This is a genomic window from Marisediminitalea aggregata, assembly GCF_900129565.1.
Classification (GTDB): domain Bacteria; phylum Pseudomonadota; class Gammaproteobacteria; order Enterobacterales; family Alteromonadaceae; genus Alteromonas; species Alteromonas aggregata.
The window spans coordinates 121,892-145,220 of the sequence record NZ_FQWD01000003.1 but is presented as its reverse complement, the minus strand read 5'-3'; the positions used below and the strand labels follow the sequence as shown (position 1 = coordinate 145,220).

Annotated in this window: 23 protein-coding genes and 1 tRNA gene; 9 read left to right on the top strand and 15 right to left on the bottom strand. The window is 48.6% G+C overall.

Annotated elements, in window-relative coordinates; genetic code table 11:
* Window positions 1–203 precede the first annotated feature (203 nt).
* The 10 genes from BUB81_RS08665 to BUB81_RS08620 form a co-directional block, all read right to left on the bottom strand.
* Window positions 204–1,097 (bottom strand): septal ring lytic transglycosylase RlpA family protein, encoded by an 894-nt coding sequence (locus BUB81_RS08665; protein ID WP_245819144.1) that lies wholly within the window; start codon window positions 1,095–1,097, stop codon window positions 204–206.
* A 38-nt stretch (window positions 1,098–1,135) separates the two neighbouring features.
* Entirely contained in the window at window positions 1,136–2,251 is a 1,116-nt protein-coding gene (rodA, locus tag BUB81_RS08660) for a rod shape-determining protein RodA (protein WP_073321504.1), read from the bottom strand.
* Window positions 2,252–2,255: 4 nt separating this feature from the next.
* The gene (mrdA, locus tag BUB81_RS08655; protein ID WP_073321501.1) at window positions 2,256–4,151 is read right to left on the bottom strand and encodes a penicillin-binding protein 2; all 1,896 of its coding nucleotides are present in this window, start codon (window positions 4,149–4,151) and stop codon (window positions 2,256–2,258) included.
* Window positions 4,152–4,155: 4 nt separating this feature from the next.
* The gene (rlmH, locus tag BUB81_RS08650; RefSeq protein ID WP_073321498.1) at window positions 4,156–4,626 is read right to left on the bottom strand and encodes a 23S rRNA (pseudouridine(1915)-N(3))-methyltransferase RlmH; all 471 of its coding nucleotides are present in this window, start codon (window positions 4,624–4,626) and stop codon (window positions 4,156–4,158) included.
* Window positions 4,627–4,655: 29 nt separating this feature from the next.
* On the bottom strand, window positions 4,656–4,973 hold the full coding sequence (gene rsfS / locus BUB81_RS08645) for a ribosome silencing factor (RefSeq protein WP_073321496.1): 318 nt from the start codon (window positions 4,971–4,973) through the stop codon (window positions 4,656–4,658).
* Window positions 4,974–4,992: 19 nt separating this feature from the next.
* The gene (nadD, locus tag BUB81_RS08640) at window positions 4,993–5,637 is read right to left on the bottom strand and encodes a nicotinate-nucleotide adenylyltransferase (protein WP_073321493.1); all 645 of its coding nucleotides are present in this window, start codon (window positions 5,635–5,637) and stop codon (window positions 4,993–4,995) included.
* On the bottom strand, window positions 5,637–6,677 hold the full coding sequence (gene holA / locus BUB81_RS08635; RefSeq protein WP_073321490.1) for a DNA polymerase III subunit delta: 1,041 nt from the start codon (window positions 6,675–6,677) through the stop codon (window positions 5,637–5,639). Before holA ends, nadD begins: the two co-directional genes overlap by 1 nt.
* Window positions 6,678–6,691: 14 nt before the next feature.
* Window positions 6,692–7,195 (bottom strand): LPS-assembly lipoprotein LptE, encoded by a 504-nt coding sequence (locus BUB81_RS08630; protein WP_073321487.1) that lies wholly within the window; start codon window positions 7,193–7,195, stop codon window positions 6,692–6,694.
* Between the two features lie 2 nt (window positions 7,196–7,197).
* Complete coding sequence (leuS, locus tag BUB81_RS08625) at window positions 7,198–9,801, bottom strand: leucine--tRNA ligase (protein ID WP_073321484.1); 2,604 nt, start codon at window positions 9,799–9,801, stop codon at window positions 7,198–7,200.
* A 176-nt stretch (window positions 9,802–9,977) separates the two neighbouring features.
* Window positions 9,978–10,508 (bottom strand): SRPBCC family protein, encoded by a 531-nt coding sequence (locus tag BUB81_RS08620; RefSeq protein ID WP_073321481.1) that lies wholly within the window; start codon window positions 10,506–10,508, stop codon window positions 9,978–9,980.
* A gap of 149 nt (window positions 10,509–10,657) precedes the next feature.
* Between BUB81_RS08620 and BUB81_RS08615 the strand changes: the two genes are divergently transcribed.
* The gene (locus tag BUB81_RS08615; protein ID WP_073321478.1) at window positions 10,658–13,042 is read left to right on the top strand and encodes a Lon protease family protein; all 2,385 of its coding nucleotides are present in this window, start codon (window positions 10,658–10,660) and stop codon (window positions 13,040–13,042) included.
* A gap of 62 nt (window positions 13,043–13,104) precedes the next feature.
* On the opposite strand, the gene BUB81_RS08610 is transcribed toward BUB81_RS08615, so the two are convergent.
* Window positions 13,105–13,875 (bottom strand): SDR family NAD(P)-dependent oxidoreductase, encoded by a 771-nt coding sequence (locus BUB81_RS08610; RefSeq protein WP_073321475.1) that lies wholly within the window; start codon window positions 13,873–13,875, stop codon window positions 13,105–13,107.
* Window positions 13,876–13,960: 85 nt separating this feature from the next.
* Complete coding sequence (yhbY, locus tag BUB81_RS08605; protein ID WP_073322764.1) at window positions 13,961–14,254, bottom strand: ribosome assembly RNA-binding protein YhbY; 294 nt, start codon at window positions 14,252–14,254, stop codon at window positions 13,961–13,963.
* Window positions 14,255–14,728: 474 nt separating this feature from the next.
* Here yhbY and ftsH point away from each other — a divergent pair, with 474 nt between their 5' ends.
* From ftsH to BUB81_RS08565, 8 genes are all read left to right on the top strand, one after another.
* Window positions 14,729–16,675, top strand: coding sequence for an ATP-dependent zinc metalloprotease FtsH (gene ftsH, locus BUB81_RS08600; protein WP_073321472.1), 1,947 nt, complete (start codon window positions 14,729–14,731; stop codon window positions 16,673–16,675).
* A 112-nt stretch (window positions 16,676–16,787) separates the two neighbouring features.
* A complete protein-coding gene (gene folP / locus BUB81_RS08595) occupies window positions 16,788–17,615 on the top strand; it encodes a dihydropteroate synthase (protein ID WP_073321469.1) in 828 nt (275 codons plus the stop codon).
* A 13-nt stretch (window positions 17,616–17,628) separates the two neighbouring features.
* Entirely contained in the window at window positions 17,629–18,972 is a 1,344-nt protein-coding gene (glmM, locus tag BUB81_RS08590) for a phosphoglucosamine mutase (protein WP_073321467.1), read from the top strand.
* Window positions 18,973–19,082: 110 nt separating this feature from the next.
* Window positions 19,083–19,817 (top strand): triose-phosphate isomerase, encoded by a 735-nt coding sequence (gene tpiA / locus BUB81_RS08585; protein ID WP_073321465.1) that lies wholly within the window; start codon window positions 19,083–19,085, stop codon window positions 19,815–19,817.
* A gap of 11 nt (window positions 19,818–19,828) precedes the next feature.
* Window positions 19,829–20,185 (top strand): preprotein translocase subunit SecG, encoded by a 357-nt coding sequence (secG, locus tag BUB81_RS08580; RefSeq protein ID WP_073321463.1) that lies wholly within the window; start codon window positions 19,829–19,831, stop codon window positions 20,183–20,185.
* Window positions 20,186–20,195: 10 nt separating this feature from the next.
* Window positions 20,196–20,280: transfer RNA gene (locus tag BUB81_RS08575), tRNA-Leu, on the top strand.
* Between the two features lie 157 nt (window positions 20,281–20,437).
* Complete coding sequence (locus BUB81_RS08570; RefSeq protein ID WP_073321461.1) at window positions 20,438–20,614, top strand: YqaE/Pmp3 family membrane protein; 177 nt, start codon at window positions 20,438–20,440, stop codon at window positions 20,612–20,614.
* Window positions 20,607–20,735 carry an entericidin A/B family lipoprotein gene (locus BUB81_RS08565; protein ID WP_084526371.1) on the top strand — a complete coding sequence of 43 codons (129 nt, stop codon included), beginning with the start codon at window positions 20,607–20,609 and terminating at the stop codon, window positions 20,733–20,735. The genes BUB81_RS08570 and BUB81_RS08565 overlap by 8 nt, the downstream gene beginning before the upstream one ends.
* On the opposite strand, the gene BUB81_RS08560 is transcribed toward BUB81_RS08565, so the two are convergent.
* From BUB81_RS08560 to BUB81_RS08550, 3 genes are all read right to left on the bottom strand, one after another.
* A complete protein-coding gene (locus BUB81_RS08560; RefSeq protein WP_073321459.1) occupies window positions 20,736–20,924 on the bottom strand; it encodes a hypothetical protein in 189 nt (62 codons plus the stop codon).
* A gap of 24 nt (window positions 20,925–20,948) precedes the next feature.
* Window positions 20,949–21,383 (bottom strand): hemerythrin domain-containing protein, encoded by a 435-nt coding sequence (locus BUB81_RS08555; RefSeq protein WP_073321457.1) that lies wholly within the window; start codon window positions 21,381–21,383, stop codon window positions 20,949–20,951.
* Between the two features lie 226 nt (window positions 21,384–21,609).
* Window positions 21,610–23,232 carry a diacylglycerol kinase family protein gene (locus tag BUB81_RS08550; RefSeq protein ID WP_073321454.1) on the bottom strand — a complete coding sequence of 541 codons (1,623 nt, stop codon included), beginning with the start codon at window positions 23,230–23,232 and terminating at the stop codon, window positions 21,610–21,612.
* Between the last annotated feature and the right edge of the window lie 97 nt (window positions 23,233–23,329).

Sequence of the window (23,329 nt, the reverse complement as noted above, 5' to 3'; positions counted from 1 at the left end):
TGGCAAGAAAGACGGTTTAGCGCGCTTTATTTTATTATGCATGGTGTTACCGTTTTTGGTTGGAAATGAAGACTGTCATAAACATCGGCATTCTAACGTATGCCAGGGTATTGGACTAGGGCAACCTAAAAAAGTTTAATTCACGATATCTCGCTACGAAAACATCACGCTACGAAAATCGGCAAACGCTTATGCAACGCTGACTACAGTGCAGCTTCTATAGTGTAGGCACCGGGATAGCCGTTTTGCTTTAGTTCATCCAGTAGCATTTTTAATTGAAAACGGTCTGTCAGTGGCCCCAAGCGCAACCGGTAGATGTCGTCGATGAGTGGCATTTCTGCCGGCACCTGATAAAGACTGGAAAGGCCGTCTGACAACTGTTTTGCCCGTTCTGCATCTGACAATGCCGCAACCTGAATGTAATAGCCTTTGAGTGAGGTTAATACAGGCGTATCTGATTCTGCTGGCGTGGACGCCTCTGCTAAGTCGGGATTTTGGGCTGCATCATCCGCTGCCTCGCTTGCGGTATGCAAATCAGCTTCGTCAGGCAACTGGCCTGCGTAGAGTGAGTAGGGCACGGGTGGTTCATTACCAACGGTTACCATGTCATGTTTATCAACATGAATGACTTCCAGTTTGACACGGGTGGTCCCAACATCGTGATACCCCAGTTTTTTTGCTGCCGCGTAGGACAAATCAATAATGCGATCTGAGTGAAATGGGCCGCGGTCGTTAACCCGCACAATCGCGGTTTGCTGGTTTTCCAGGTTGGTGACCCTGACATAGGAGGGCAAGGGAAGCGTCTTGTGTGCGGCGGTCATGCCAAACATGTCATAGACTTCACCATTTGATGTGAGATGACCATGAAATTTCTGGCCGTACCACGAGGCCTGGCCGGTTTGCACGTAGCCTTTTCCCGTTGTTAGCGGTTGATACCGCTTACCAAATACTTCATAAGGCAGGCTATTTTGTTCGCGATAAGGCTCATAACGGGGTTCGGCATCCAGCATCTCTGGCTCGTCATAGTCGTAATCGGGGGCAGAATCCACCGCCCGCGTGTAACGTGACGGCGCCTGGCAGGCTGAGAGCCCGGCCATTAACAAAACCCATAAAAAAACCGACGTAAACCTTTGCATTAGCGCGACATTAATCGTTTTTGTGTGCCGATACCCATAAGAATGCCAAATCCGGCCAGCAAAGTCACCATAGATGTACCACCGTAACTCACAAGAGGCAGGGGCACGCCTACCACAGGTAAAATGCCGGACACCATGCCCATGTTGACAAATACGTAAACAAAGAAGGTGAGGGTGATACTCCCAGCCAGGAGTTTGCTGTAGGCATTCTGCGCGCGGACGGCCAGCATCAGACCACGCACAATAATGAACAGATAAATGGCTAACAATACCAGTACGCCTGTCAGGCCAAATTCTTCACTGAATACGGCAAAGATAAAATCAGTATGCCGCTCAGGGAGAAATTCTAACTGACTTTGGGTGCCTTGCAGCCAGCCTTTACCTTCCAGACCACCAGAGCCAATCGCTATTTTTGATTGAATAATGTGGTAGCCCGATCCCAAAGGGTCACTCTCGGGGTTCAAAAAGGTTAATACTCGTTGCTTTTGATAGTCCTGCATCAGGAATATCCACATGATTGGCAGGAACGCGCCACCTAATGCCGCAACAATGCCTATCAGTTTCCAGCTCATGCCGGCCAGAAAAATAACAAATATTCCTGAGCTGGCAATCAGCAGGGATGTGCCTAAATCCGGCTGTTTTGCGATGAGTATTGTGGGTACGACGACCAGTACAAAAGCAATGACGATTTGCGATAAGGTGGGAGGCATAGTGAATTTGCTGATATACCAGGCAATCATCATGGGCACGGCGAGCTTCATGGCCTCTGAAGGCTGAAACCGCACAAACCCTAAATCCAGCCAGCGCTGTGCACCTTTACCGATGTCACCAAATAACAGCACGGCAATAAGCATGAGAATACCCGCACCATAGGCATAAATACTCAGCCGTCGGTAGGCCATGGGCGGCACCTGCGCCAGAACGAACATCACAAACAGGGCGATGCCTAATCGAATAACCTGTCGGTTAATCAGATCCATGTCCTGACCACCTGCGGAATAAATGGTAACCAACCCTACACCCATCAGCACCAGTAACCCTAATAATAAAGGGATGTCGATGTGCAGGGTTTGCCAAATGGTTGTTTGCCGTTCATTCAGTGTGGTTTTTTTCATGGCATTAGTCGGCTTTTGCTGTTTTCGGGTATTTGATGGCGTCCGGGTTCAGACGAAAAAACTCGTCCATCATGATGCGTGCGATAGGGGCGGCATTTGAGCTACCACCACCGGCGTTTTCCAGCACCACAGCAACAGTGAGTTCTGGGTTTTCGTATGGCGCAAAACCAACATACATTGCGTTATCCCGCAAACGTTCATCGACTTTTTCTGCCTCGTATTTTTCGTTCTGGCCAACCGAGAAAAGTTGCGCAGTCCCTGTTTTACCCGCTGCTGTATAGTTGGTGCCGACAAACGCCGTTCTGGCGGTACCATGTTCCCGGTTTACTGTGCCATACATAGCATCGAGTACAATTTCCCAGTTTTCCTGATTCTTGATTTCAATAGGGCGCAACGATTTAAGCGGTTCTAATGCTACCTGGCCATCGGGCTGGTGGTAGCCCCTTAATATTTGCGGCACAAAGCGCGCGCCATAGTTAACCAACGCATTGGTTGCGTGTACCAGTTGTACTGGTGTTGTCGTCCAGTAGCCCTGACCAATTCCAACAGAGATTGTATCGCCGATATACCAAGGCTGATTATGTCGGGCTTTCTTCCAGCCCCGGCTCGGCATATTGGCATCGCTTTCTTCGTAAAGATCGATACCGGTGTAGTCACCAAAACCAAACTCCGACATGTATCCGCTGATCATGTCGATACCCATCTGATAGGCTAATTCGTAATAATAAGTATCGCAGGACACTTCAATTGAGCGGGTTACGTCGACATCGCCGTGCCCCCACTTTTTCCAGTCACGCCACACATGACTGACGTTAGGCAGGGAGTACCGACCGTTATCTTTTATGGTGAACGACTTGTCGATGGTTTCAGTTTCCAGACTCAATAACGCCAGCAGTGGTTTGACGGTTGACGCGGGAGGGTACTGGCCCTGAGTCGCCCGGTTGATCAGCGGGCGATCAGGTGAATTCAGCAACGCTGCGTAATTCTTACGGCTTATACCGTGAACAAATAAATTAGGGTCGTAACTGGGATTAGAATACATGGCCAGAATACCACCGGTATGCGGCGAAGCCAGAACAACGGTCCCGCGCTGGCCTTCTAATGCTTTCTGAGCCGCTTGCTGTAAGCGAATATCAATGTTCAGCACAATATCACGGCCTGGTACCGGTGGATCAACATCCAGAGTGCGGATAATACGGCCCTGACTGTTTACTTCTACCTGCTGGTATCCCACACTGCCATGCAAAATATCCTCGTGATATTTTTCAATGCCCAGTTTGCCTATGTCATAGGTGGCGGCGTAATTTGCTTCCTGACCGGCTTCTTTGATCTTTTGCAGGTCTTTTTTATTAATTTTGGCCACGTAACCCAACACGTGCGTGAGCATATCTCCATAGGGATAATAGCGAGCAAGACGCGCTTCGATGGATACGCCAGGATACTGATGGCTGCGGCTGGCAAAGCGAGCGACTTCTTGTTCAGACAGACGGGAACGCAAGGCAACCGGTTTAAAACGGCGCTGTCCTCTTAATGCCTGACGAAAGTCGTCTATTTCATCGTCGGTGATCCCCATTAACGACTGTAAGCCTGCAAGTGTTTCCTCAAGGTTATCAACCTGCTCCGGAATGACTTCCAGGTTATAAACCGGACGGTTTTCAGCCAGTAACACACCATTTCGGTCGTAAATCAGACCCCGGTTGGGCGCGATAGGCAGTACTTTAATTCGGTTGCCGTTAGAACGGGTCTGGTAGTCGTCAAAATGCTTGACCTGCAGGTAATACAAATTGCTGACCACCATGCCCAATAAGGCTATGACAATCAGGCCGGCAATGACGGTGCGGCGGGCAAACAGGTTGGCCTCGGCAGAGTGATCGCGAATCGTCTGGCGCTTGATTGGCATTGGACTACTCGCGATGGTACGGATGGTTTTGTGTAACAGACCAGGCGCGGTAGAGGGCTTCTGTCACAATGATTCTGACCATGGGGTGAGGCAGGGTCAATGCAGACAACGACCAGCGTTGCTCAGCAAGGGCGCAGCACTCGGGTGCCAGCCCTTCCGGACCGCCAATTAACAAGCTCACATCCCGGCCATCCATTTTCCAGTTGTCGAGTTGTTTAGCCAGCGTTGGGGTATCCCAAGGGCGTCCAGTCACTTCCAGTGTAACCACTTTATGGTTTTTGCCGATGGCGGCCATCATGGCTTCGCCTTCTTTTTGCAGGATGCGTTTAATGTCAGCATTTTTGCCGCGTTTACCCGGGGCAATCTCAACAAAACTGACTGGCATATCAGCGGGAAACCGACGCAGGAATTCCTGGGTGCCAGTAGTGACCCAGTCAGGCATTTTGTTACCCACAGCAATGATCTGAATTCGCACGGCCTGCTACTCCTTAGGCAGGGGACGGGTTAACCCCAGAGTTTCTCTAATTGATAAAAGTCCCGCGACTCATCTTGCATGATGTGTACAATAATTTCGCCCAGATCTACCAATACCCACTCGCCGGTTTCCTTGCCTTCAACATTCAGCGGTGAAATGCCTGCTCGTTTTGATTCCAGTTGAACGTGTTCAGCAATAGAGCTGACATGACGTTTGGAATTACCGGAACAAATGATCATCGTATCGGTGATCGTTGATTTGCCTTTTACGTCCAGTTCAACAATATCACGACCTTTCATGTCGTCTATTTTGTCAATAACAAAGGCTTTGAGTTGCTCGTGTTGCAAAAGTTCTCCTCACAAGTGCTTATTCAGCACGGTATAACTTATGTGTATCAATATAGTGCACTACGTCGGGGTGAAGCCAGTCTGACGTAGTATTATCGTTTGGATCGTCCTGACCTAATGCGTTTCGCAATTGCGTAGACGACACAGAGTAATCCTTGCTCTGGGTGATGTACACCCGGCCAAACCTTTGTTCGTGTAAGGCTTCGGGGGTATCGACCAGCCGGGTGTTCAGCCAGTCCTGTAAAATCGGTAATATTTGCCCTTTACTGGCCGGTCGCCTCATAACAACGAGGTGACAAAACTCAGTGAGGTGCTGCCATTCATACCAGGATGGCAGATTATACAGTGAATCTTCGCCCAGCAAAAAGCAGATTCCGTTATCTGGCTCGCTTTCACGTAAATACGCCAGTGTTTTTACCGTATAGTTTGGTGCCGGTAAGCTAAGTTCTAGGGGTTCGACATATAACTTTGAACTTTGTCGGCATGCCAGCTCCAGCATTGCCAAACGGTGCTTCGTCGCAGTTTCCGGGGCAGATTTATGTGGTGGCACATTGCAGGGCAGTAACCCAAGCTTATTTACGCCGATTTCATTAATTGCATCAAGTCCTGCATTAATATGCCCTTGATGAGGCGGATTAAAGGTGCCTCCCAATAACGCAATCATCAGGCCAGGCTGTCCATGTCACTGAGCGGCATGTGTAATAGTGGCACGCCAGTAAACAGCAAACACAGGTGTGCTAGTTTGACGAAAGGCCGCACCACGGATTCTTGCTTGAACAGAAAGTCGGCCTGGGTAAGCTGTTCGCCTATGCCTTGTAACTGTGCCGTGTTCAACCGCTGTAATGCCTGTTGGTAAAAGCCTTGTCTGTTTTTCCAGATACCAAATTTTTGCCAGGTGATGGGCTGACGACTTTGTTGAAGCTGACATAGGTTCCACAGTGTTTGCCATTCGCGAATGAGCGCCCAGATAACAATGTTGGGCTCTATCCCCTCTGATTCGAGGCGATAGAGCATTTTCACACATCGATCCCGGTCGCCCTGCAACATTACGTCGACCAGTTGGAACACATTGAAGCGCGATTGATCCACCAGTGCTTCGCTGAGTTTTTGCTCGTCAATGTGCTTATCAGGATAGGCGAGTACCAGCTTTTCAATTTCTTGTGCGCCGGCCATTAAATTGCCTTCACAAAAATCGGCGAGCATTTTCACGCAGCCAGGTGTGAACTGAAAACCATGCTGTTGTAATCGGCGTGATAGCCAGCCAGACAGGGCATTCCCTTCAAGGGGGTAACAAATAGTAAACGCGCCAATGGCATCCAGGGCTTTAAACCACTTAGTGCGCTGCACGTCTTTACCGATACGTGGCCCGTGAATAATGAGCAATGTATCAGGTGACAAGTTGTCTGCAATAGACGTGAGCAAAGCCGCGCCTTCGGTGCCAGGTTTACCGGTGGGAAGCTCAAGCTCAATAACTTGTCTGTCTGCGAACAATGACATGGCCTGAGTGGCGTCCAAAAGAGAATTCCAACTGAACTCGTTGTCGGCCACCATGACATTGCGTTCGGTAAAGCCTTGTTGTTTGGCTTTCTCCCGTAATGCTTGCAGGATTTCGAATTTTTGCTGTGGTTCGTCCCCGAAAATCAAATAGCACCCTTTGAACTCGCGTTCTAGGGTAGGGATGAATTTATCGGGATAAACCTGCATTCGACGACGGTGCCTTACTGCTGATTTGAAATGATACGAATGATACGATCAGCCGCCTCGGTACGCATTTCGCTGAGTACCAAATTAAGTTCGCGGGACTTTGCCAGTACTTGCTTGGGGTCGTCCTGGTATTCACGCAACACTTCAAACTGCTGTGTGATTTGATTACCGTCGGGGTAGGTTGCGGTAAACCGCACACCATAAATAAGTTCGTACTCGGCAACCTGACCTGTGGCAAACACCGACAGTAATCGTCTGTCGAGCTTTTCGGGCTGTAGTTTTACCGAGATCGTAGAGGCAGCCTCACCATCCAGCGCCTGACTGCCACTGTTGATCTGATAGACTTTCATGCGTGCTAATACCGACTTCTCCAGTGGTGCAGTCTGTTTACCAGCAATAATGTGTACGTAACTGCTGCCAACCGGCAGCGTTTGTGCACTGCGTAAATGAAAACCGCAACCGGCAGTGACCAGCGTCACAGCCAGCAACAGGAAAAGCCCGATATAAGACGCGCGCATTGTTAGTTAGCCACAATGTTTACCAGCTTACCCGGCACCACAATCACCTTCCTGATCGTTTTGCCTTCGGTAAACTGCTGCACATTCGGTTGTGTTTTCGCGGCCTCTTCAATTTCTTCTTTTGAAGCAGACGCTGACACGGTAAGTTTCGCTCGCACCTTACCGTTAACCTGAACAATGATCAGTTTTTCATCTTCCACCAGAGCTGCTTTATCTGCAACCGGCCAGGCTGCCTCTTCAATGCTGCCTGTGTGGCCCAACTGTTCCCATAAATGGTGACAGATATGCGGTGTGATTGGGTTCAGAATTAACAGCACGCTCTCGACAGCCTCCCGCATAAGCGCGATATCCTGCTCGTTTTCCTGCGGTGCTTTTTGTAAGTGATTCAACAGTTCCATAATGGCCGCAATGGCGGTATTGAACGTTTGACGGCGACCTAAGTCATCGGTCACTTTCTCAATAGTTTTATGAACTTCACGACGCAGGGCTTGCTGAGGTTTACTCAGGCTTGCCACGTCTAGTGCCACTGGTGTGCCGGCGGCCAGATGGTCGGTAACCAGTTTCCATACACGGCGCAGGAATCGGTTCGCTCCTTCAACACCAGAATCTACCCATTCCAGTGTTTGTTCTGGTGGCGCAGCGAACATGGTGAACAAACGAACGGTATCTGCACCGTACTGGTCGATAACCTGTTGGGGGTCGATACCGTTATTTTTCGACTTCGACATCTTGGTCATTCCACCGTGAATAACAGGTGTACCGTCTTTCGTTAACCAGGCTTTGGTGATACGGCCTTTGTCATCTTTTTCCGTACTGACTTCGGTCGGTGAATACCAGGTCTTCTTACCGGCTTCATCTTCGCTGTAGTAAGAATCGGCTAATACCATGCCCTGACACAACAAGCGCTTGTAGGGCTCGTCAGAGTTAACCAAACCTTCGTCGCGTAATAATTTGTGATAAAAACGCGAGTACAACAAGTGAAGGATAGCGTGTTCAATACCACCAATATACTGGTCGACGGGCAGCCAGTAGTTGGCTTTCGCGGGGTCTAACATGGCATCGTCGGTGTTCGCACAGCTATAGCGGGCGTAATACCACGATGACTCCATGAAGGTATCAAAGGTATCTGTTTCACGCAGAGCGGCTTCGCCGTTATAAGTGGTTTTCGCCCACTCAGGATCGGCTTTAATCGGCGAGGTGACACCGTTCATCTCTACGTCTTCTGGTAGTACAACTGGCAGTTGGTCTGCAGGTACCGGCACGGACTCGCCATTTTCCAGGTTCAGCATTGGGATAGGAGAGCCCCAGTAGCGCTGACGGCTTACGCCCCAATCGCGCAGTCGATAATTCACTTTGCGCTCGCCTCTGCCCAGGCTTACCAGCTTATCGGCAATGGCGTTGAAGGCATCTTCAAAATCTTTGCCATCAAATTCACCTGAATTTATCAGGCTGCCTTTTTCGGTAAAGGCAGAAGTGGATAAATCACATTCGGCATCACTGTCTGCCGCCGGTGCAATGACCTGTTTGATTGGCAAGCTGTAGCGTGTTGCGAATTCCCAGTCGCGCTGGTCGTGACCTGGCACTGCCATAACCGCGCCCGAGCCATAATCCATTAATACGAAGTTGGCGATCCACACTGGCACTTCTTCACCAGTCAGTGGATGAATTGCGTTAAAGCCGGTCGCGATGCCTTTTTTCTCCATTGTCGCCATATCGGCTTCGGCGACTTTGGTGTTTTTGCACTCGTCGATAAAGGCGGCAATATCCGGGTTATTTTTTGCAGCCGCTTCGGCAAGCGGGTGCTGAGCCGCAACTGCAACGTAAGTTACACCCATAAACGTATCCGGACGAGTGGTGTACACGGTTAACGATGCAACATCGGCTACCTGAGCGGCCAGATCAAAGGTGATTTCTACCCCTTCAGAACGACCAATCCAGTTTGCCTGCATGGCACGCACTTGCTCTGGCCATTCTTCCAGTTGCTCAAGGTCGTTTAATAATTCTTCGGCATAGTCTGTGATTTTAATGAACCACTGAGGAATTTCTTTTTGTTCAACCACAGCGCCCGAGCGCCAGCCCCGGCCATCAATGACCTGTTCATTGGCCAAAACGGTCTGGTCTACCGGGTCCCAGTTGACGGTAGCGTTTTTCTTATACACCAGACCTTTTTCGTAAAGGCGGGTGAAGAACCATTGTTCCCAGCGATAGTAGTCAGACTTACACGTAGTGACTTCGCGGTCCCAATCGTAACCAAATCCCAGCGATTTTAACTGGTTCTTCATGTAGTCGATGTTCGAGTATGTCCAGTTCGCAGGGGCGGTATTGTTATTGATCGCGGCGTTTTCGGCCGGCAGACCAAAGGCATCCCAACCCATAGGCTGCAGTACGTTTTTGCCCTGCATACGCTGGAAACGGCTAATCACATCGCCGATAGTGTAGTTGCGCACGTGACCCATATGCAGTCGGCCACTGGGGTAAGGAAACATCGACAGACAGTAGAATTTTTCTTTGCTGTCATCTTCGCTTACTTTGAAGGTGTTGTGTCGTTCCCAGGACTGCTGGACGGCGTGTTCAATTTCTCGTGGATTATACTGGTTATCGGCCATGTTAACGTAGGCTTCCGCATTCTGTTGTGTTTAAACAAATATACCCGCCGGCTTACGGCGAGTGTGCCTGATATAATAACCGCATAGAATAGCCCAGCCATAGTGCTTCCCACAATAGCGTGTGCATGAATGAGCAGGATTTTATGGTTAACTGCGTGGAATTTAGCCAGTCTGGCTTAAAACGCGTTAGCTAAGCCCTGTAATTGGAGTCCCTGTACCTGTGCCACGATAGGAGCAAGCTGCTGGTAACCATCCGGATAGTAGCCATGTACCCGATATGTCATTGCAACCTTTGTTGAGTCATCTTGCTCGGTGAGTTCAAAGGTCAAGGCACCAAACAAGCCCATGCCTTGAAGCGGGCCGAGGCCACCGGTCATGACGAGCTTTTTATTCGGGTCGACAAACACAACATGTAAATGCTCAGCGGACTTTTCACCCGCGGTTTCACAAAAACAGCCGCCAGCTTCAGGTGAAATTGTAAAGGTACCGTCCTGACCCCACCAACTGTGATCTTTTGGCCACCAGGTATCCACGCCGTAAATAAGTTTTTGCCAGACCTCATCAGGGGAGGCGCTAATGGTGACGACATTTTCGGTGATAAAACCGTATTCACTTTGCGCTGTGACCTTGGGCTCTGCGTGCGCGAATGGAGCCATGATCAGCAACAATACCAGTGCAGTGACATAAGAAGGCGTTAATCGATTCATAATTTTGCGTTCTTTTCGTTATTTTTGCCAAGGCTAGTACGTTAAATAAGCAAACACAAGCGATTGACACTGCTGGCCCGGGAATAGGTTTGACACGTGGGCTTATTCAGGATTCACTGTACAAAACGGGAAAAAAGAAGAAAAGAACTATGACCTGGGAGCGCTTGAGCGCAACACAGCTTACGCCTTCAATTAATCGCCGGGCAATTAATCAGGCATTAAAAGATGATGCCGCACTGAGTTCAACCTTTATTGGCCAGGAACGAGCGAGAGAAGCCCTGACGTTTGGCTTGAGTGTAGACTCAACTGGCTACAACCTGTTTGTGATGGGCGAACATGCAACCGGGCGCTTTACCCTGGTAAAGGAATACATTGAGCGTCATGTCAGTCAGTTAGCCACGCCGGATGATTGGTGCATTATCAACAACTTCGAGGAAGAACGAGAGCCGTTGGTGCTGCGTATGCACCCGGGCGGGGCGCGTGATTTTGCCAAAGACATGAGTAATTTGCTCGATGAGCTGCTCGACACTTTTCCTGCGGCGTTCGACAACCCAGGCTATTTACGTAAAAAAGCGGCAATAGCACGTAATTTTGAACAAAAGTACGATGAAGCCCTTAATGCGGTAGAGCGATTCGCCCAGGCTAATTCTGTGGCGATGTATGAAGATCAGGGTACTGTTAGTTTCTCACCCATCGTGGATGATAAACCACTCAACGACACGGAGTTTTCTGCGCTTTCCGATGAGCAGCGCCAGTTCTTTTACCAACTCATCGATGAACTTGAGAATCGCCTGAGTGAGAGCCTGATCGCGTTGCCCGTGTGGAAACGTGAAAATTCCGAACAATTGCGCCAGTTAAATCGCAGCACAGCGGAGCAGGGTATTCGCCCGTTGTTAAAAGATTTGGAACATAAGTATGCCAGTGATTTAGGCATTCTGAAGCATTTGCGTCAGATTAAATCTCATCTTATTGAGGCGGTGATTTCGTTTCTGACTGAAGATAAGGGTGAAAAACTGGATGAGCGAGAACGCCGCTCCTATCTGGAAGAGTTGTTTTTACCCAATGTAATTTGTGCACATGGCCTCGACAGCGGTGCGCCGGTTATCTATGAGCCAAATCCGACGTATCAGAATTTGTTTGGGTCAATAGAGTACACCCATGTTGGCGGTGCAGTGTATACCAACCATCGTATGATTCGACCAGGTGCACTGCATCGGGCCAATGGTGGCTATTTGTTGCTGGATGCCGACCACTTACTACACCAGCCCTATGTGTGGGATGCCCTTAAACTGGCAATTAAATTTGGCAAGTTAAAAATGGACTTGCCACAGCAGGACATGGGCATGGTGAATGCCATGACATTAATGCCGCAGACCATTGATCTTAAAATTAAAGTCATCTTGTTGGGTTCCCGGGATTTGTATTACACCCTGCAGGACTATGACTCTGAATTTAACGAGCTGTTTCGCGTATTGGTGGACTTCGATCACGAAATAGACGTAACGCGCCAGAATCTGTTCGACTTCGTTGGCAGAGTCCGCAAGAAAGTGGTCGGTCTGGGGCTGGAAGGCATTACAAACCAGGCGATGTATCGACTGGTAGAATATTCCCTGAGGATGGCTGAGCATCAGGAAAAACTGTCTGCGCATTTTGCGGATGTCATTGAGTTACTCAACGAAGCCCATTATTTCTGTGCAAAAGTCGGTGACAAGGTACTTGACCTGGGCCACCTCAATTCTGCGCTGATGGCCAAAAAACGCCGTACGGGCAGAGTCAGTGATTCACTGTTAAATGACATAAAAGAAGGCCAGGTACTGATCGCAACCGATGGCAAGGCGATTGGCAAAGTTAACGGCCTTACTGTGATGGACATAGGTGACAGTGCATTCGGTACGCCTGCTCGTATTACGGCTACTGTGTATGCCGGCGCAAATGGCGTTGTCGATATTGAGCGCGAAGTTGAACTTGGTCAGCCTATTCACTCCAAAGGGGTGATGTTGTTAACAGGCTACCTGGGTAATAAATATGCGCAGTCGTTCCCGTTAACCTTGTCTGCAAATATTGCCCTGGAACAGTCTTACGGTCATATCGACGGTGACAGTGCCTCATTGGGTGAATTGGTCGCGCTTATCTCAGCCATTACAGATATCCCCATTCGTCAGTCACTGGCTATTACCGGTTCGATTAACCAGTATGGAGAAGTACAGGCTGTCGGCGGGGTAAACGAAAAAATCGAAGGTTTCTTCGATGTGTGTCAGCATCGGGGCCTGACCGGCGACCAAGGCGTTATTATTCCCAAATCCAATGTTAAACATCTGGTGCTGGATAAAGCAGTAGTTGAAGCGGTGAAAAAGAATCAGTTTGCGGTTTATTGTGTGGAAACCGTTGATGACGCACTGGAGTTATTAATGGAGCGAGAGGCGGGCGTGTTGTCGACAAGATTCCGCTATCCAAAACATTCGGTTAACGACCTGGCCGTGAAGCGTTTATACGATATTGCCTGTATCGTGAACGGAGGCGAGGAAGAACGTTAATCATTATGCTTATATAAACGGGCCGCTCATTTGAGCGGCCCGTTTTCTTTCAACTGTTGAATTTACTTGGGTGGCATTCTCAGTGCGCCATCAAGACGAATAGTTTCGCCATTGATGTACCCGTTCTGAATGATATGCAACGCCAGACTGGCGAACTCTTCCGGAAAACCCAGTCGTTTAGGATTGGGCACATTTGCACTTAATGCGTCCTGCACGTTCTGTGGCATAGCCGTGAGCAATGGTGTGCCCATAACGCCTGGGGCAATACTGTTCACCCTAATGCCGAGCGGTGCCAGGTCGCGTGCCATAGGCAGTGTTAACCCAATAATACCGGCTTTACTCGCAGCATAGGCCGTTTGACCAATTTGACCTTCATAACCGGCAATTGAAGCTGTGTTGATAATCACACCACGGGATTCGTCATTCAGATCATTACCCGCCATACTGGCCGCCACCAATCTGCACACATTAAAGGTACCGATCAGGTTAATATTGATGGTTTTGCTGAAGTCTTCCAGGCTGGCTGGATTACCAGCTCTGTCGAGCATTCGGCCTGCCGGTGCGATGCCTGCACAATTTACACAGACAGTAATTGCACCGAATCTGGCATAGGCCTTGTCTAATGCTGCTTCTACATCGAGTTGCTGAGTGACATCAGTGCGTACAAACAAAGTATTGTCTTCGCCTAGTTCTGCTACGCGCTGGGCGCCAAGGCTCTCGTTTAAATCCAGCAACACAACATTAGCGCCGGCTGCAACCAAGGCCTTGGCCGTTGCGTGGCCCAGGCCGGAGCATCCACCGGTAATCAGTGCGGTTTGATTTGATAACTGCATGCAGGGGTTTCCGTTGTTATGGTAATGTAAATTTAGTTTACCTTACGTTAACGGAAAGGGAAGGTTGCGGCGGCAACAGCCAGTTTTATTTTGGCAACTGAATTTTACGCTCTTCGCTTGGCTTGTATAAAACCAGGGTGTGACCGATTACCTGAAGCTTTTCGGCGTTTGTTTCACGCACAATTGCATCCATAATGAGGGCTTTTTCTTCGCGGTCGTCTGTTGGCACTTTCACTTTGATCAGCTCGTGATAGTTCAATGCGTTGTCTATCTCCGCTAATACGCCTTCAGTTAGTCCGTTTGCGCCTAGCTGAACTACCGGTTTCAGTGGATGTGCGAGGCCTTTTAAGAATTGTTTTTGCTTATTTGATAATTTCATCTGTGGGTTTTTCTTACAATTTAAATGTAAAGTCTGTCTTGAAAACGCGTATTCTAACGCCATCTTGACTACAATCCTAATGACATTGTGACGTAAACACAAAAAAGACCTGTGAAAAGGTGGGCAGGTGTTTATATTCGCGACGTATATCGGCGCTTTTGGGGGTTTGGCATAACAATTGAACAGAATGTTGTGTTAGACCGTAGAAATGCATAGCAGTGGTTTCTGGCTGCATCGCGTTTCCGTGATTCCGCTTAGTACAACTGCAGGTTGTATTGATGTTGTGGCCGGGGCAAACGCTCTGTAAAGCAATAGCTTAAGGCGGGCGCAGTTTGCGAGGTCTATTTGGTAGCAAGCGGTTATAAAGTGTAGTACCCTTGAGGTATCGCATTTTTTGTGACACTCACCGGTTAGCAAGGTGGCGCAAATCGGCGCCATTATTGAACCGGAGGTTTTTTACAGAGGTTAGTAGCATTGAGCGACATGGCAAAAAACTTAATCTTGTGGTTGATTATTGCAGTGGTGTTGATGGCTGTTTTTCAGAGCTTTTCACCAGGCGAATCAAGCCGCGCACAAACTGATTACACAACGTTTCTAAAGGAAGTGAAGCAAGGGCAAATTCGCGAAGTGCGAATTAACAGTGAAGCGCGCGAAATCCGCGGCGTGAAGCGCTCAGGCGACGCCTTTAAAACCTACATTCCCTATTTTGATGACCAGTTGATTTCCGATCTGGTAAAACAAGACGTTCGCGTGTTGGGTGAGCCACCTGAACAGCCGTCCATTTTTGCCTCTATTTTCATTTCCTGGTTCCCTATGTTGCTGTTGATAGCAGTATGGATTTTCTTTATGCGACAAATGCAAGGCGGCGGTGGTCGTGGTGCAATGTCGTTTGGTAAGAGTAAAGCTCGTCTGTTGAGTGAAGACCAGATTAAAACGACGTTTGCAGACGTTGCAGGCTGTGACGAAGCAAAAGAAGATGTGTCTGAGCTGGTGGATTTCCTGCGCGACCCGTCTAAATTCCAGAAGCTTGGCGGTAAAATTCCAAAAGGCGTGCTGATGGTAGGCCCGCCCGGAACAGGTAAAACCTTGCTGGCAAAAGCCATTGCCGGTGAAGCTAAAGTGCCGTTCTTTACTATCTCTGGTTCAGATTTCGTTGAGATGTTTGTCGGTGTGGGTGCATCCCGTGTTCGCGACATGTTTGAACAAGCGCGCAAAGCGGCGCCATGTATTATCTTTATCGATGAAATCGATGCAGTAGGTCGTCAGCGTGGTGCTGGTCTAGGCGGTGGTCACGATGAGCGTGAACAAACCCTTAACCAAATGCTGGTAGAAATGGATGGTTTTGAAGGTCACGAAGGCATTATCGTTATTGCGGCCACCAACCGTCCAGACGTACTTGACCCTGCATTGTTACGCCCTGGTCGTTTCGACCGTCAGGTAGTCGTAGGCTTGCCGGATATTCGCGGTCGTGAGCAAATTCTGAAAGTACATATTCGCAAAGTGCCTGTCGCTGATGATGTGAAGCCATCGGTTATCGCGCGGGGTACACCAGGCTTCTCAGGCGCCGATCTGGCAAACCTGGTTAACGAAGCCGCGTTGTTTGCTGCTCGTGCAAACCGTCGCTTGGTATCGATGGAAGAGTTCGAAAAAGCGAAAGACAAAATCATGATGGGTTCTGAGCGTAAGTCGATGGTGATGTCGGAAGAAGAGAAAACCATGACAGCTTACCACGAAGCAGGTCACGCCATTGTAGGTCGCCTGGTTCCAGAACATGATCCGGTTTACAAAGTGTCTATCATTCCTCGCGGACGTGCGCTGGGTGTGACCATGTATCTGCCGGAACAGGACAGGGTCAGCCACACCAAGCAGCACCTTGAAAGCATGATCTCCAGCTTGTTTGGTGGTCGACTGGCTGAGTCTATTATCTATGGTGATGACAAGGTAACCACCGGGGCGTCCAACGACATCGAACGTGCAACTGATATTGCTCGCAAGATGGTTACCCAGTGGGGTCTGTCAGATAAAATGGGCCCAATGCTGTATGCAGAAGACGAAGGTGAAGTATTCTTGGGTAAATCCATGTCAAAAGCTTCCCACATGTCTGACGATACCGCTCGAGCTATCGACGCAGAAATTAAGTCTGTGATCGACCGTAACTATGATCGGGCGAAGAAAATCCTGGAAGACAACATAGACATCCTTCACACCATGAAAGATGCGCTAATGAAATATGAAACCATCGATGCGCTGCAAATCGACGACCTGATGGCCCGCCGCGAAGTGCGTCCGCCAGCAGGCTGGGATGATCGCTCATCAGATGGCGACAAGCCGAGTGGCGGTGCACCGTCTAAAGAAGGCGAAATTACTAACGATGGCGTTGATAAGCCAACCGTAGGTAAGCCTGGTGACATTCCTGGATAGGAACAAGGTTGCCTGAAAAAAGCGCCGTTATCGGCGCTTTTTTGTATGTTCAATATTCTCAGGACACGAGTGGAATTCGTGTTTTGTAAATCAAATAGCATGAATTATCGATATGCAAATAAGACAGCTTTTGCTTAGCCAATCGTCTCCCCAGGTAATGGGGATTTTAAATGTCACACCCGATTCTTTTTCAGACGGAGGGCGTCATAACGCGCTAAATGATGCGGTAAAGCAAGCCCTGGATATGGAAGCTGCCGGCGCATCCATTATTGACATAGGCGGTGAATCTACACGCCCTGGTGCACCAGAAGTCAGTGTTGAAGAAGAGTTACGCAGAGTCGTTCCTGTGGTTGAAGCGATTCGCCGGGAATCAAATGTGGTCATCTCTATCGACACCAGTAAACCTGAAGTGATGGAAGCGGCATTATTAGCGGGGGCGGATTTCATTAATGACGTCAGGGCACTTCAGTTACCCGGCGCATTAGAAGTGGTCGCCAAATACAAAGCACCAGTGTGTTTAATGCACATGCAAGGTGATCCAGCCAGTATGCAGGACAAACCGCGTTATAGTGACGTGACTGATGAGGTTGAAGCGTTTCTCTTGGCCAGAATCAAAGCTTGTACAGACGCAGGTATCGAAGAAAGTAAAATCATGCTTGACCCGGGTTTTGGCTTCGGTAAAACTCTTGAGCACAATTATCAGCTGTTAGCAGATTTACCTAAGTTTCATCGCCTGAACAAGCCTTTGCTCATTGGCATGTCTCGTAAAACCATGATAGGGCAGGTAGTAAACAAACCGGTTGACCAAAGGCTGGCAGGTAGTCTGGCTCTGGCAACGATTGCAGCACAGATGGGCGCACACATATTGCGAGTACACGATGTGAGTGAAACCCGGGATGTGGTTGATATCGTTAACGCGTTAAATAAATACAAAAAGTAAAAAAGGGGTTCCAATGGGGGAAAGGAAGTATTTTGGTACCGATGGTATTCGGGGCAAAGTAGGTGAGAGCGCTATTAATCCGGAGTTTGTCACTAAGTTAGGCTGGGCCGCAGGCAAAGTACTGGCTGGACATGGCACCAATAAGGTATTGATCGGTAAAGATACGCGTATTTCAGGTTATATGCTGGAGTCTGCACTAGAAGCTGGCTTGTCTGCTGCAGGGATTAACATTGGTTTACTTGGACCCATGCCAACCCCCGCCATCGCCTATTTAACCAAAACGTTTCGCTCTGAAGCGGGCATTGTGATCAGTGCATCGCATAACCCATATTACGATAACGGCATTAAGTTCTTTTCTGCAGACGGGTTCAAGCTGGACGACGATATTGAAATTGCTATCGAAGCGATGATGGATGAGCCAATGACGTGTGTCGCGTCGAACAAGTTGGGCAAAGCCACTCGCATTAATGATGCGGCGGGCCGTTATATCGAGTTTTGTAAAGGCACGTTCCCGTCAGATTTATCGCTTAAGGGTATGAAGATTGTGGTGGATTGTGCCCATGGTGCTACCTACCATATTGCCCCGTTAGTCTTGTCTGAGCTGGGCGCTGAAGTGATTGAAATAGGGACTTCACCAAATGGTTTAAACATCAATGACCGCGTGGGAGCCACGTCAATGCGGGCCATTGTTGACCAGGTATTGGAATCTGGAGCCGATTTGGGCTTTGCGCTTGACGGTGATGGCGACCGAATCATGATGGTCGACAACCTTGGAAATGTCATTGATGGCGATCAAATCCTGTATATCATTGCCCGTGATGCATTGAAATCGGGTCGTCTTAATGGTGGGGTAGTGGGTACCCTGATGAGCAATCTAGGACTGGAGGTTGCGTTGAGCAAGCTTGGTGTGCCTTTCGTTCGCTCTAAAGTCGGCGACCGCTACGTAATGGAATTGCTGCAACAAAAAGGCTGGAGCATCGGTGGCGAGAACTCGGGGCATGTACTAAACCTGAGCCTGGCGTCTACCGGAGATGGTATTGTTGCCGGTTTACAAGTACTTACCGCGATGTTGCGCTCAAGCATGTCATTGAATGAATTGGCAGGCGGGTTTGAGAAATTCCCTCAGACGCTGGTTAATGTTCGGTTTGAAGACACGGGTGTCGATCCATTGGAAAGTGAAGCCGTTTTGCAGGCAAAACAAGAGGCTGAAAAGACGCTTGGCAAGCATGGGCGCGTATTGCTTCGCAAAAGTGGCACTGAACCCCTGATTCGGGTCATGGTGGAATCTGACGATGAACTGGCTTCAACAACGCTGGCAGAAAAAATTGCCGATGCTGTTCGTAATGTCGCCAGTTGATTGTTTTTAGGCGCAGAAATTAGTTTTTCCACTTGTATAATGTGGTGGGAATAGTTAATATCACGCCCGCTCCGACACTGGGATAGCGTCAATAAGAGAGACCGATAAGCATGAGAAAGCCAATCGTTGCAGGAAACTGGAAAATGAACGGGAGCCGTTCATTGGTGAGTGACTTTAGTGCATTAACCGACGGTGTTAACACCGACACGGTTGATGTTGTAATTTGTCCTCCAGCTTGTTACCTGCCTGCGTTTGAAAACGCCGGTTTTGCACTGGGTGGTCAGACGTTAAGCGAATTGGATAACGGCGCGCACACGGGCGATATTTCGGCAGATATGCTGAAAGAATTCGGTTGCCAGTATGTGATTGTCGGTCACTCAGAACGCCGTGAAGACCACGGTGAAAGTAATGAGTTAGTTGCGAAGAAAGCGCTTAAGGCTATCGAAAATGACCTTGTGCCTATTGTTTGCGTTGGTGAGAGCCTTGCAACAAGAGAAGCCGGTGAGTTAGAAGACTTCCTGGCCGCGCAATTAGATGCACTAACTGCGACGCTATCAGCACAGCAATTGGCTAAGGCAGTCATTGCTTACGAGCCTATCTGGGCCATCGGTACAGGCGTAACTGCCTCACCACAACAAGCTCAGGAAGCACACGCTTTTATACGTGCTCATTTAGCGAAGTTTGACGCTGATGTAGCCAGTGGCTTACAGTTATTATATGGCGGCAGTGTTAAGGCAGATAATGCTGCTGAGCTGTTTGCACAACCAGATATCGATGGCGGCCTGATTGGTGGCGCGAGTCTGAAAGTTGACGATTTTAGAAAGATTTGCCAGGCGGCAGGTTAAGAGGATAAAGCATGTTTTATCAAGTATTGTTAGTTGCATACCTTGTTGTTGCACTCCTATTAATTGGGTTTGTATTAATTCAACAGGGTAAAGGTGCTGACATGGGCGCGTCATTTGGTGCCGGCGGTGCAAATACCGTTTTCGGTTCATCGGGTTCAGGTAACTTTATGACTCGCACAACGGGTATTCTGGCGACGTTGTTTTTCGCTATCAGTTTGTTTTTAGGGGCGCTGACCTCTCAACGCGAAAGCGTGACTGACGAGTGGGAGAATCTGGAAGTGCCTGCGGCAGTTGAACAGGTTCAGCCAGCTGATTCTGATGTGCCGGTAACACCTGCACAGGACGATAACTCAGACGTACCTAACTAAAATGTTTTTTGCGGAAGTGGTGGAATTGGTAGACACGCCATCTTGAGGGGGTGGTGGCTTCGGCCGTGCGGGTTCAAGTCCCGCTTTCCGCACCAAATTTAAAGCCACCATTACGGTGGCTTTTTTTATGCCCCGGACAACGACAGCGTTTAAAATTGTTTCTATACTACAAACGTGTCAGTTTTATCAAGGTAACAGGCATACAGAGAACCGGGGCGGCTCCGTCGCGGCTAAACAGACTCAGAGGGATTGATGGGAATTATAAAGCTGTTGGCGTCATTAATACTGCCGCCGTTAGGTGTCTATTTAAAAGTTGGTGTGTGTGGGACTTTTTGGCTCAATATTCTGTTAACTATTCTGGGATATTTGCCGGGTGTCATACATGCGTTTTTTGTGTTGATCAGTAATAAAGGTAGTAACGATGTTTAAGCGTGTTTTAATGGTTATGTGTATAGCATGTTTGTCTGTTGGCTGTGCCACGCTGGAAGGTGCCGGCAAAGATATTGAAAAGGCCGGTAAAGCCATTCAGGATGCGGTAGACAGCGAATAATCAACGCTTCAGTGCACGGTTTACGAAAAGGCCAAAAACAAACAAGAGAGCCGTACCCGTCAGGCAAAGAACAACGGCTTGTACGCCGAGTGAATGGCGTACTGCCGTGTCAGGTACCCACTCAAACGCCTGCACTGCAATTGGCAGTGCAAACGCAAGAACGATGAAAGCTTTGTGTAGTTGCTTCATGGTGACTCCCTACCTAATAAGACATTAAGCAGTGTCTGCCATTTCGTCTTGATACTCACGTGCTAATTGCGCCTTCTGCTTAGCACTTAGTATTTTTCCGGCTACCGGGAAGAAATCCTGCTCTTCTTCACTTAAATGGTGCTCTACTTTTTCACGTAACTGCTTAAGCGTTCTTAGCCAAACGGGGGAGCTCCAGTCGGTGTTATCAATTTTCTCTACCAGTTCGTCTATCTCATGATGTTCTGCAATGCCGTGTCTGGACAATTCTACGGCGCGATCATGCTGAAGCAATGGCGTATAAAAATGACGCTCCTCTGCGGTTGCATGCTCCTCAAGCGCTTGTTTCAATTCATCAAAGTATTCTCTGCGAGCAGGTGTGTCACCGTGTGTTTCACATAAAATCTTTAGTAACAGACGCTGTTTTTCATGGTCTTGTCTTAACGCTTCAAAAATCGTCATCGGTGACTCCTTAACGTAATGTAATAATCTGATTTTGCAGTTAATCTGAATTAAGTTTATTCAGGTAACGTACTTCACTTACAGTGTTGCAATCACTATGCCTGCGATTAAGTTGTTGTTTAATATTTATAAATTTTATTTGTGTGAGTTTGAGGGTAAGGAGTGTTGTGAAAATCTTTACCGGTTCAGGCGAAAACTACACACCTGAACCGGCGCTAATGACGTGCTATTCAAATTTGCTCTGATCGACCAGTAGTGAAAGACTGCCCGGGGCTGTCTGAATATGCAGATGGTTATCCTCATACACCTCTCCATCAATAACATAACGCTGGGTGGAGGGGAGGGACACGGTTATATTTGAGACTTTTTTGTGTGAGATATTGTCTGATGCCGCTTTGCGCTGTTTGTTACTGAATACTAATTCGGCCAGACTTAACAGAGGTGTTTCCTGCTCTGCCTGTAGCCAGGTAACATCCAGTTTGCCATCTGTCATGTCTGGCTCATCGCCACCCTGGGCTAGCGCTGTGCTTTTAGGTGCGGCATTAGCAACAACCAAAGAAGGGGTGTTTAATTTGACCGGGGGAGCATCGTCAAACGCAACAGTAACGGTTAATGGTTCGTTTTGTCTGATGGCTTGCCACAAACCGGCCAGATACGCGAATTGTCCGCCTTCGTTTTTCTCTTCACGGTCTGCGTGCTCAATCATCTTAGACTCGAACCCTATGGCAGACACCAACAGCATTAACTTGTTATTACAGCTTGCGGTGTCTACCCGGGTTGCATACTGCTCACACAGAATTTCACAAGCCGTTTGAATCGGGTTCAGTACGCTGCGTTTGCCGTAGACCACCTGACTAAGCGCATTCGCCGTGCCCAGTGGTATGATACCCAGTGTTTTATTTTGCTCTACTGCGATACCCGCGACTTCCGTTACGGTGCCGTCACCGCCACAGGCAACCAGAATGTTGTAGTTGTCTTCTACCGCTTGTTTAGCACAGTCTGCGGCTGAGTAGTCCTCCCGGGTTTGATAAACCCGTACTCGAAAATGGGCGTTCAGATAGGACAGAATTGTCTGTTGGTGGGTAGCCCATTTACCGCCTCCGGCCACGGGGTTAGCTATGAGTGCAAGTCGTTTATTTAATTGCAGCAAGCCTCCACGTTGAATGCGCTCCAATGCACGCAACTGATGCTTATTTAATCGTGCGGTTGTGCGAACTGACTGGATAAGTTGCATAGCATCTTCAATGCTCTTTGCTTGTTTACTCGCCAGCAGGAAGGCCGCCATGACAAAGACTGATCGCCCACGGCCCAGTGCACAGTGCACCAGTATTTTTCGCTCGGCTAACTGATGTTGTTCCAGCCAGTTAATGGCGGTTGTAAGTTGCGCCTCTGTAGGGGAAGTATGGTCGAGTACCGGAATGTTAAGGTAGGCGACATCGTAGCGGTATGACGTCCAGTCCAAACTGTCAAATTCTGCTGTTACATCCAGGATGCAGTCGATACCTTGAGATTTAAGTTTTTCAATGTCATTTGCCTTCAAGCGAGTGCCAAGGTAAAGCTGATCGGTTATTTGTTGAATATTGGGTACTTTATCAGTTTTGCGTGCATACAAGTTATAGAGTTGGACACCGACCAGGAAGGGAATAAACAACCAACGCACGTAAACCGGGATTCGGCCATCTTCCTGTTTGCGGAACACTTGTGGATAGCCCGAAATGTATGCTGCACTTACTGCAAATAAGGCGGCTGCACTCCAGAATAACACCAGGGCAAAAGGCCAGTACGGGATATAATAGGCGGCTAGTAACAGCACAACAGCCAATGCCAGATAATATTTAACCATTTTCATTGAGTTACCCTTCAATTAACAGTTGAACCCAGTTCGCAACAGCGAGTTGAACCAGCTATGGTTACCTTACGTAAAGTAGGTATGTGATGACGTACCT

Coding starts and splice junctions, on each gene's coding strand:
- BUB81_RS08570 (WP_073321461.1), top strand. CDS start 20,438: ATGGGAATTATAAAGCTGTTGGCGTCATTAATACTGCCGCCGTTAGGT.
- BUB81_RS08555 (WP_073321457.1), bottom strand. CDS start 21,383: ATGACGATTTTTGAAGCGTTAAGACAAGACCATGAAAAACAGCGTCTG.
- holA (WP_073321490.1), bottom strand. CDS start 6,677: ATGCAGGTTTATCCCGATAAATTCATCCCTACCCTAGAACGCGAGTTC.
- BUB81_RS08620 (WP_073321481.1), bottom strand. CDS start 10,508: ATGAATCGATTAACGCCTTCTTATGTCACTGCACTGGTATTGTTGCTG.
- BUB81_RS08560 (WP_073321459.1), bottom strand. CDS start 20,924: ATGAAGCAACTACACAAAGCTTTCATCGTTCTTGCGTTTGCACTGCCA.
- rodA (WP_073321504.1), bottom strand. CDS start 2,251: ATGAAAAAAACCACACTGAATGAACGGCAAACAACCATTTGGCAAACC.
- tpiA (WP_073321465.1), top strand. CDS start 19,083: ATGAGAAAGCCAATCGTTGCAGGAAACTGGAAAATGAACGGGAGCCGT.
- leuS (WP_073321484.1), bottom strand. CDS start 9,801: ATGGCCGATAACCAGTATAATCCACGAGAAATTGAACACGCCGTCCAG.
- secG (WP_073321463.1), top strand. CDS start 19,829: ATGTTTTATCAAGTATTGTTAGTTGCATACCTTGTTGTTGCACTCCTA.
- BUB81_RS08610 (WP_073321475.1), bottom strand. CDS start 13,875: ATGCAGTTATCAAATCAAACCGCACTGATTACCGGTGGATGCTCCGGC.
- folP (WP_073321469.1), top strand. CDS start 16,788: ATGCAAATAAGACAGCTTTTGCTTAGCCAATCGTCTCCCCAGGTAATG.
- mrdA (WP_073321501.1), bottom strand. CDS start 4,151: ATGCCAATCAAGCGCCAGACGATTCGCGATCACTCTGCCGAGGCCAAC.
- BUB81_RS08630 (WP_073321487.1), bottom strand. CDS start 7,195: ATGCGCGCGTCTTATATCGGGCTTTTCCTGTTGCTGGCTGTGACGCTG.
- BUB81_RS08565 (WP_084526371.1), top strand. CDS start 20,607: ATGTTTAAGCGTGTTTTAATGGTTATGTGTATAGCATGTTTGTCTGTT.
- BUB81_RS08665 (WP_245819144.1), bottom strand. CDS start 1,097: ATGGCCGGGCTCTCAGCCTGCCAGGCGCCGTCACGTTACACGCGGGCG.
- yhbY (WP_073322764.1), bottom strand. CDS start 14,254: ATGAAATTATCAAATAAGCAAAAACAATTCTTAAAAGGCCTCGCACAT.
- nadD (WP_073321493.1), bottom strand. CDS start 5,637: ATGATTGCGTTATTGGGAGGCACCTTTAATCCGCCTCATCAAGGGCAT.
- BUB81_RS08615 (WP_073321478.1), top strand. CDS start 10,658: ATGACCTGGGAGCGCTTGAGCGCAACACAGCTTACGCCTTCAATTAAT.
- glmM (WP_073321467.1), top strand. CDS start 17,629: ATGGGGGAAAGGAAGTATTTTGGTACCGATGGTATTCGGGGCAAAGTA.
- BUB81_RS08550 (WP_073321454.1), bottom strand. CDS start 23,232: ATGAAAATGGTTAAATATTATCTGGCATTGGCTGTTGTGCTGTTACTA.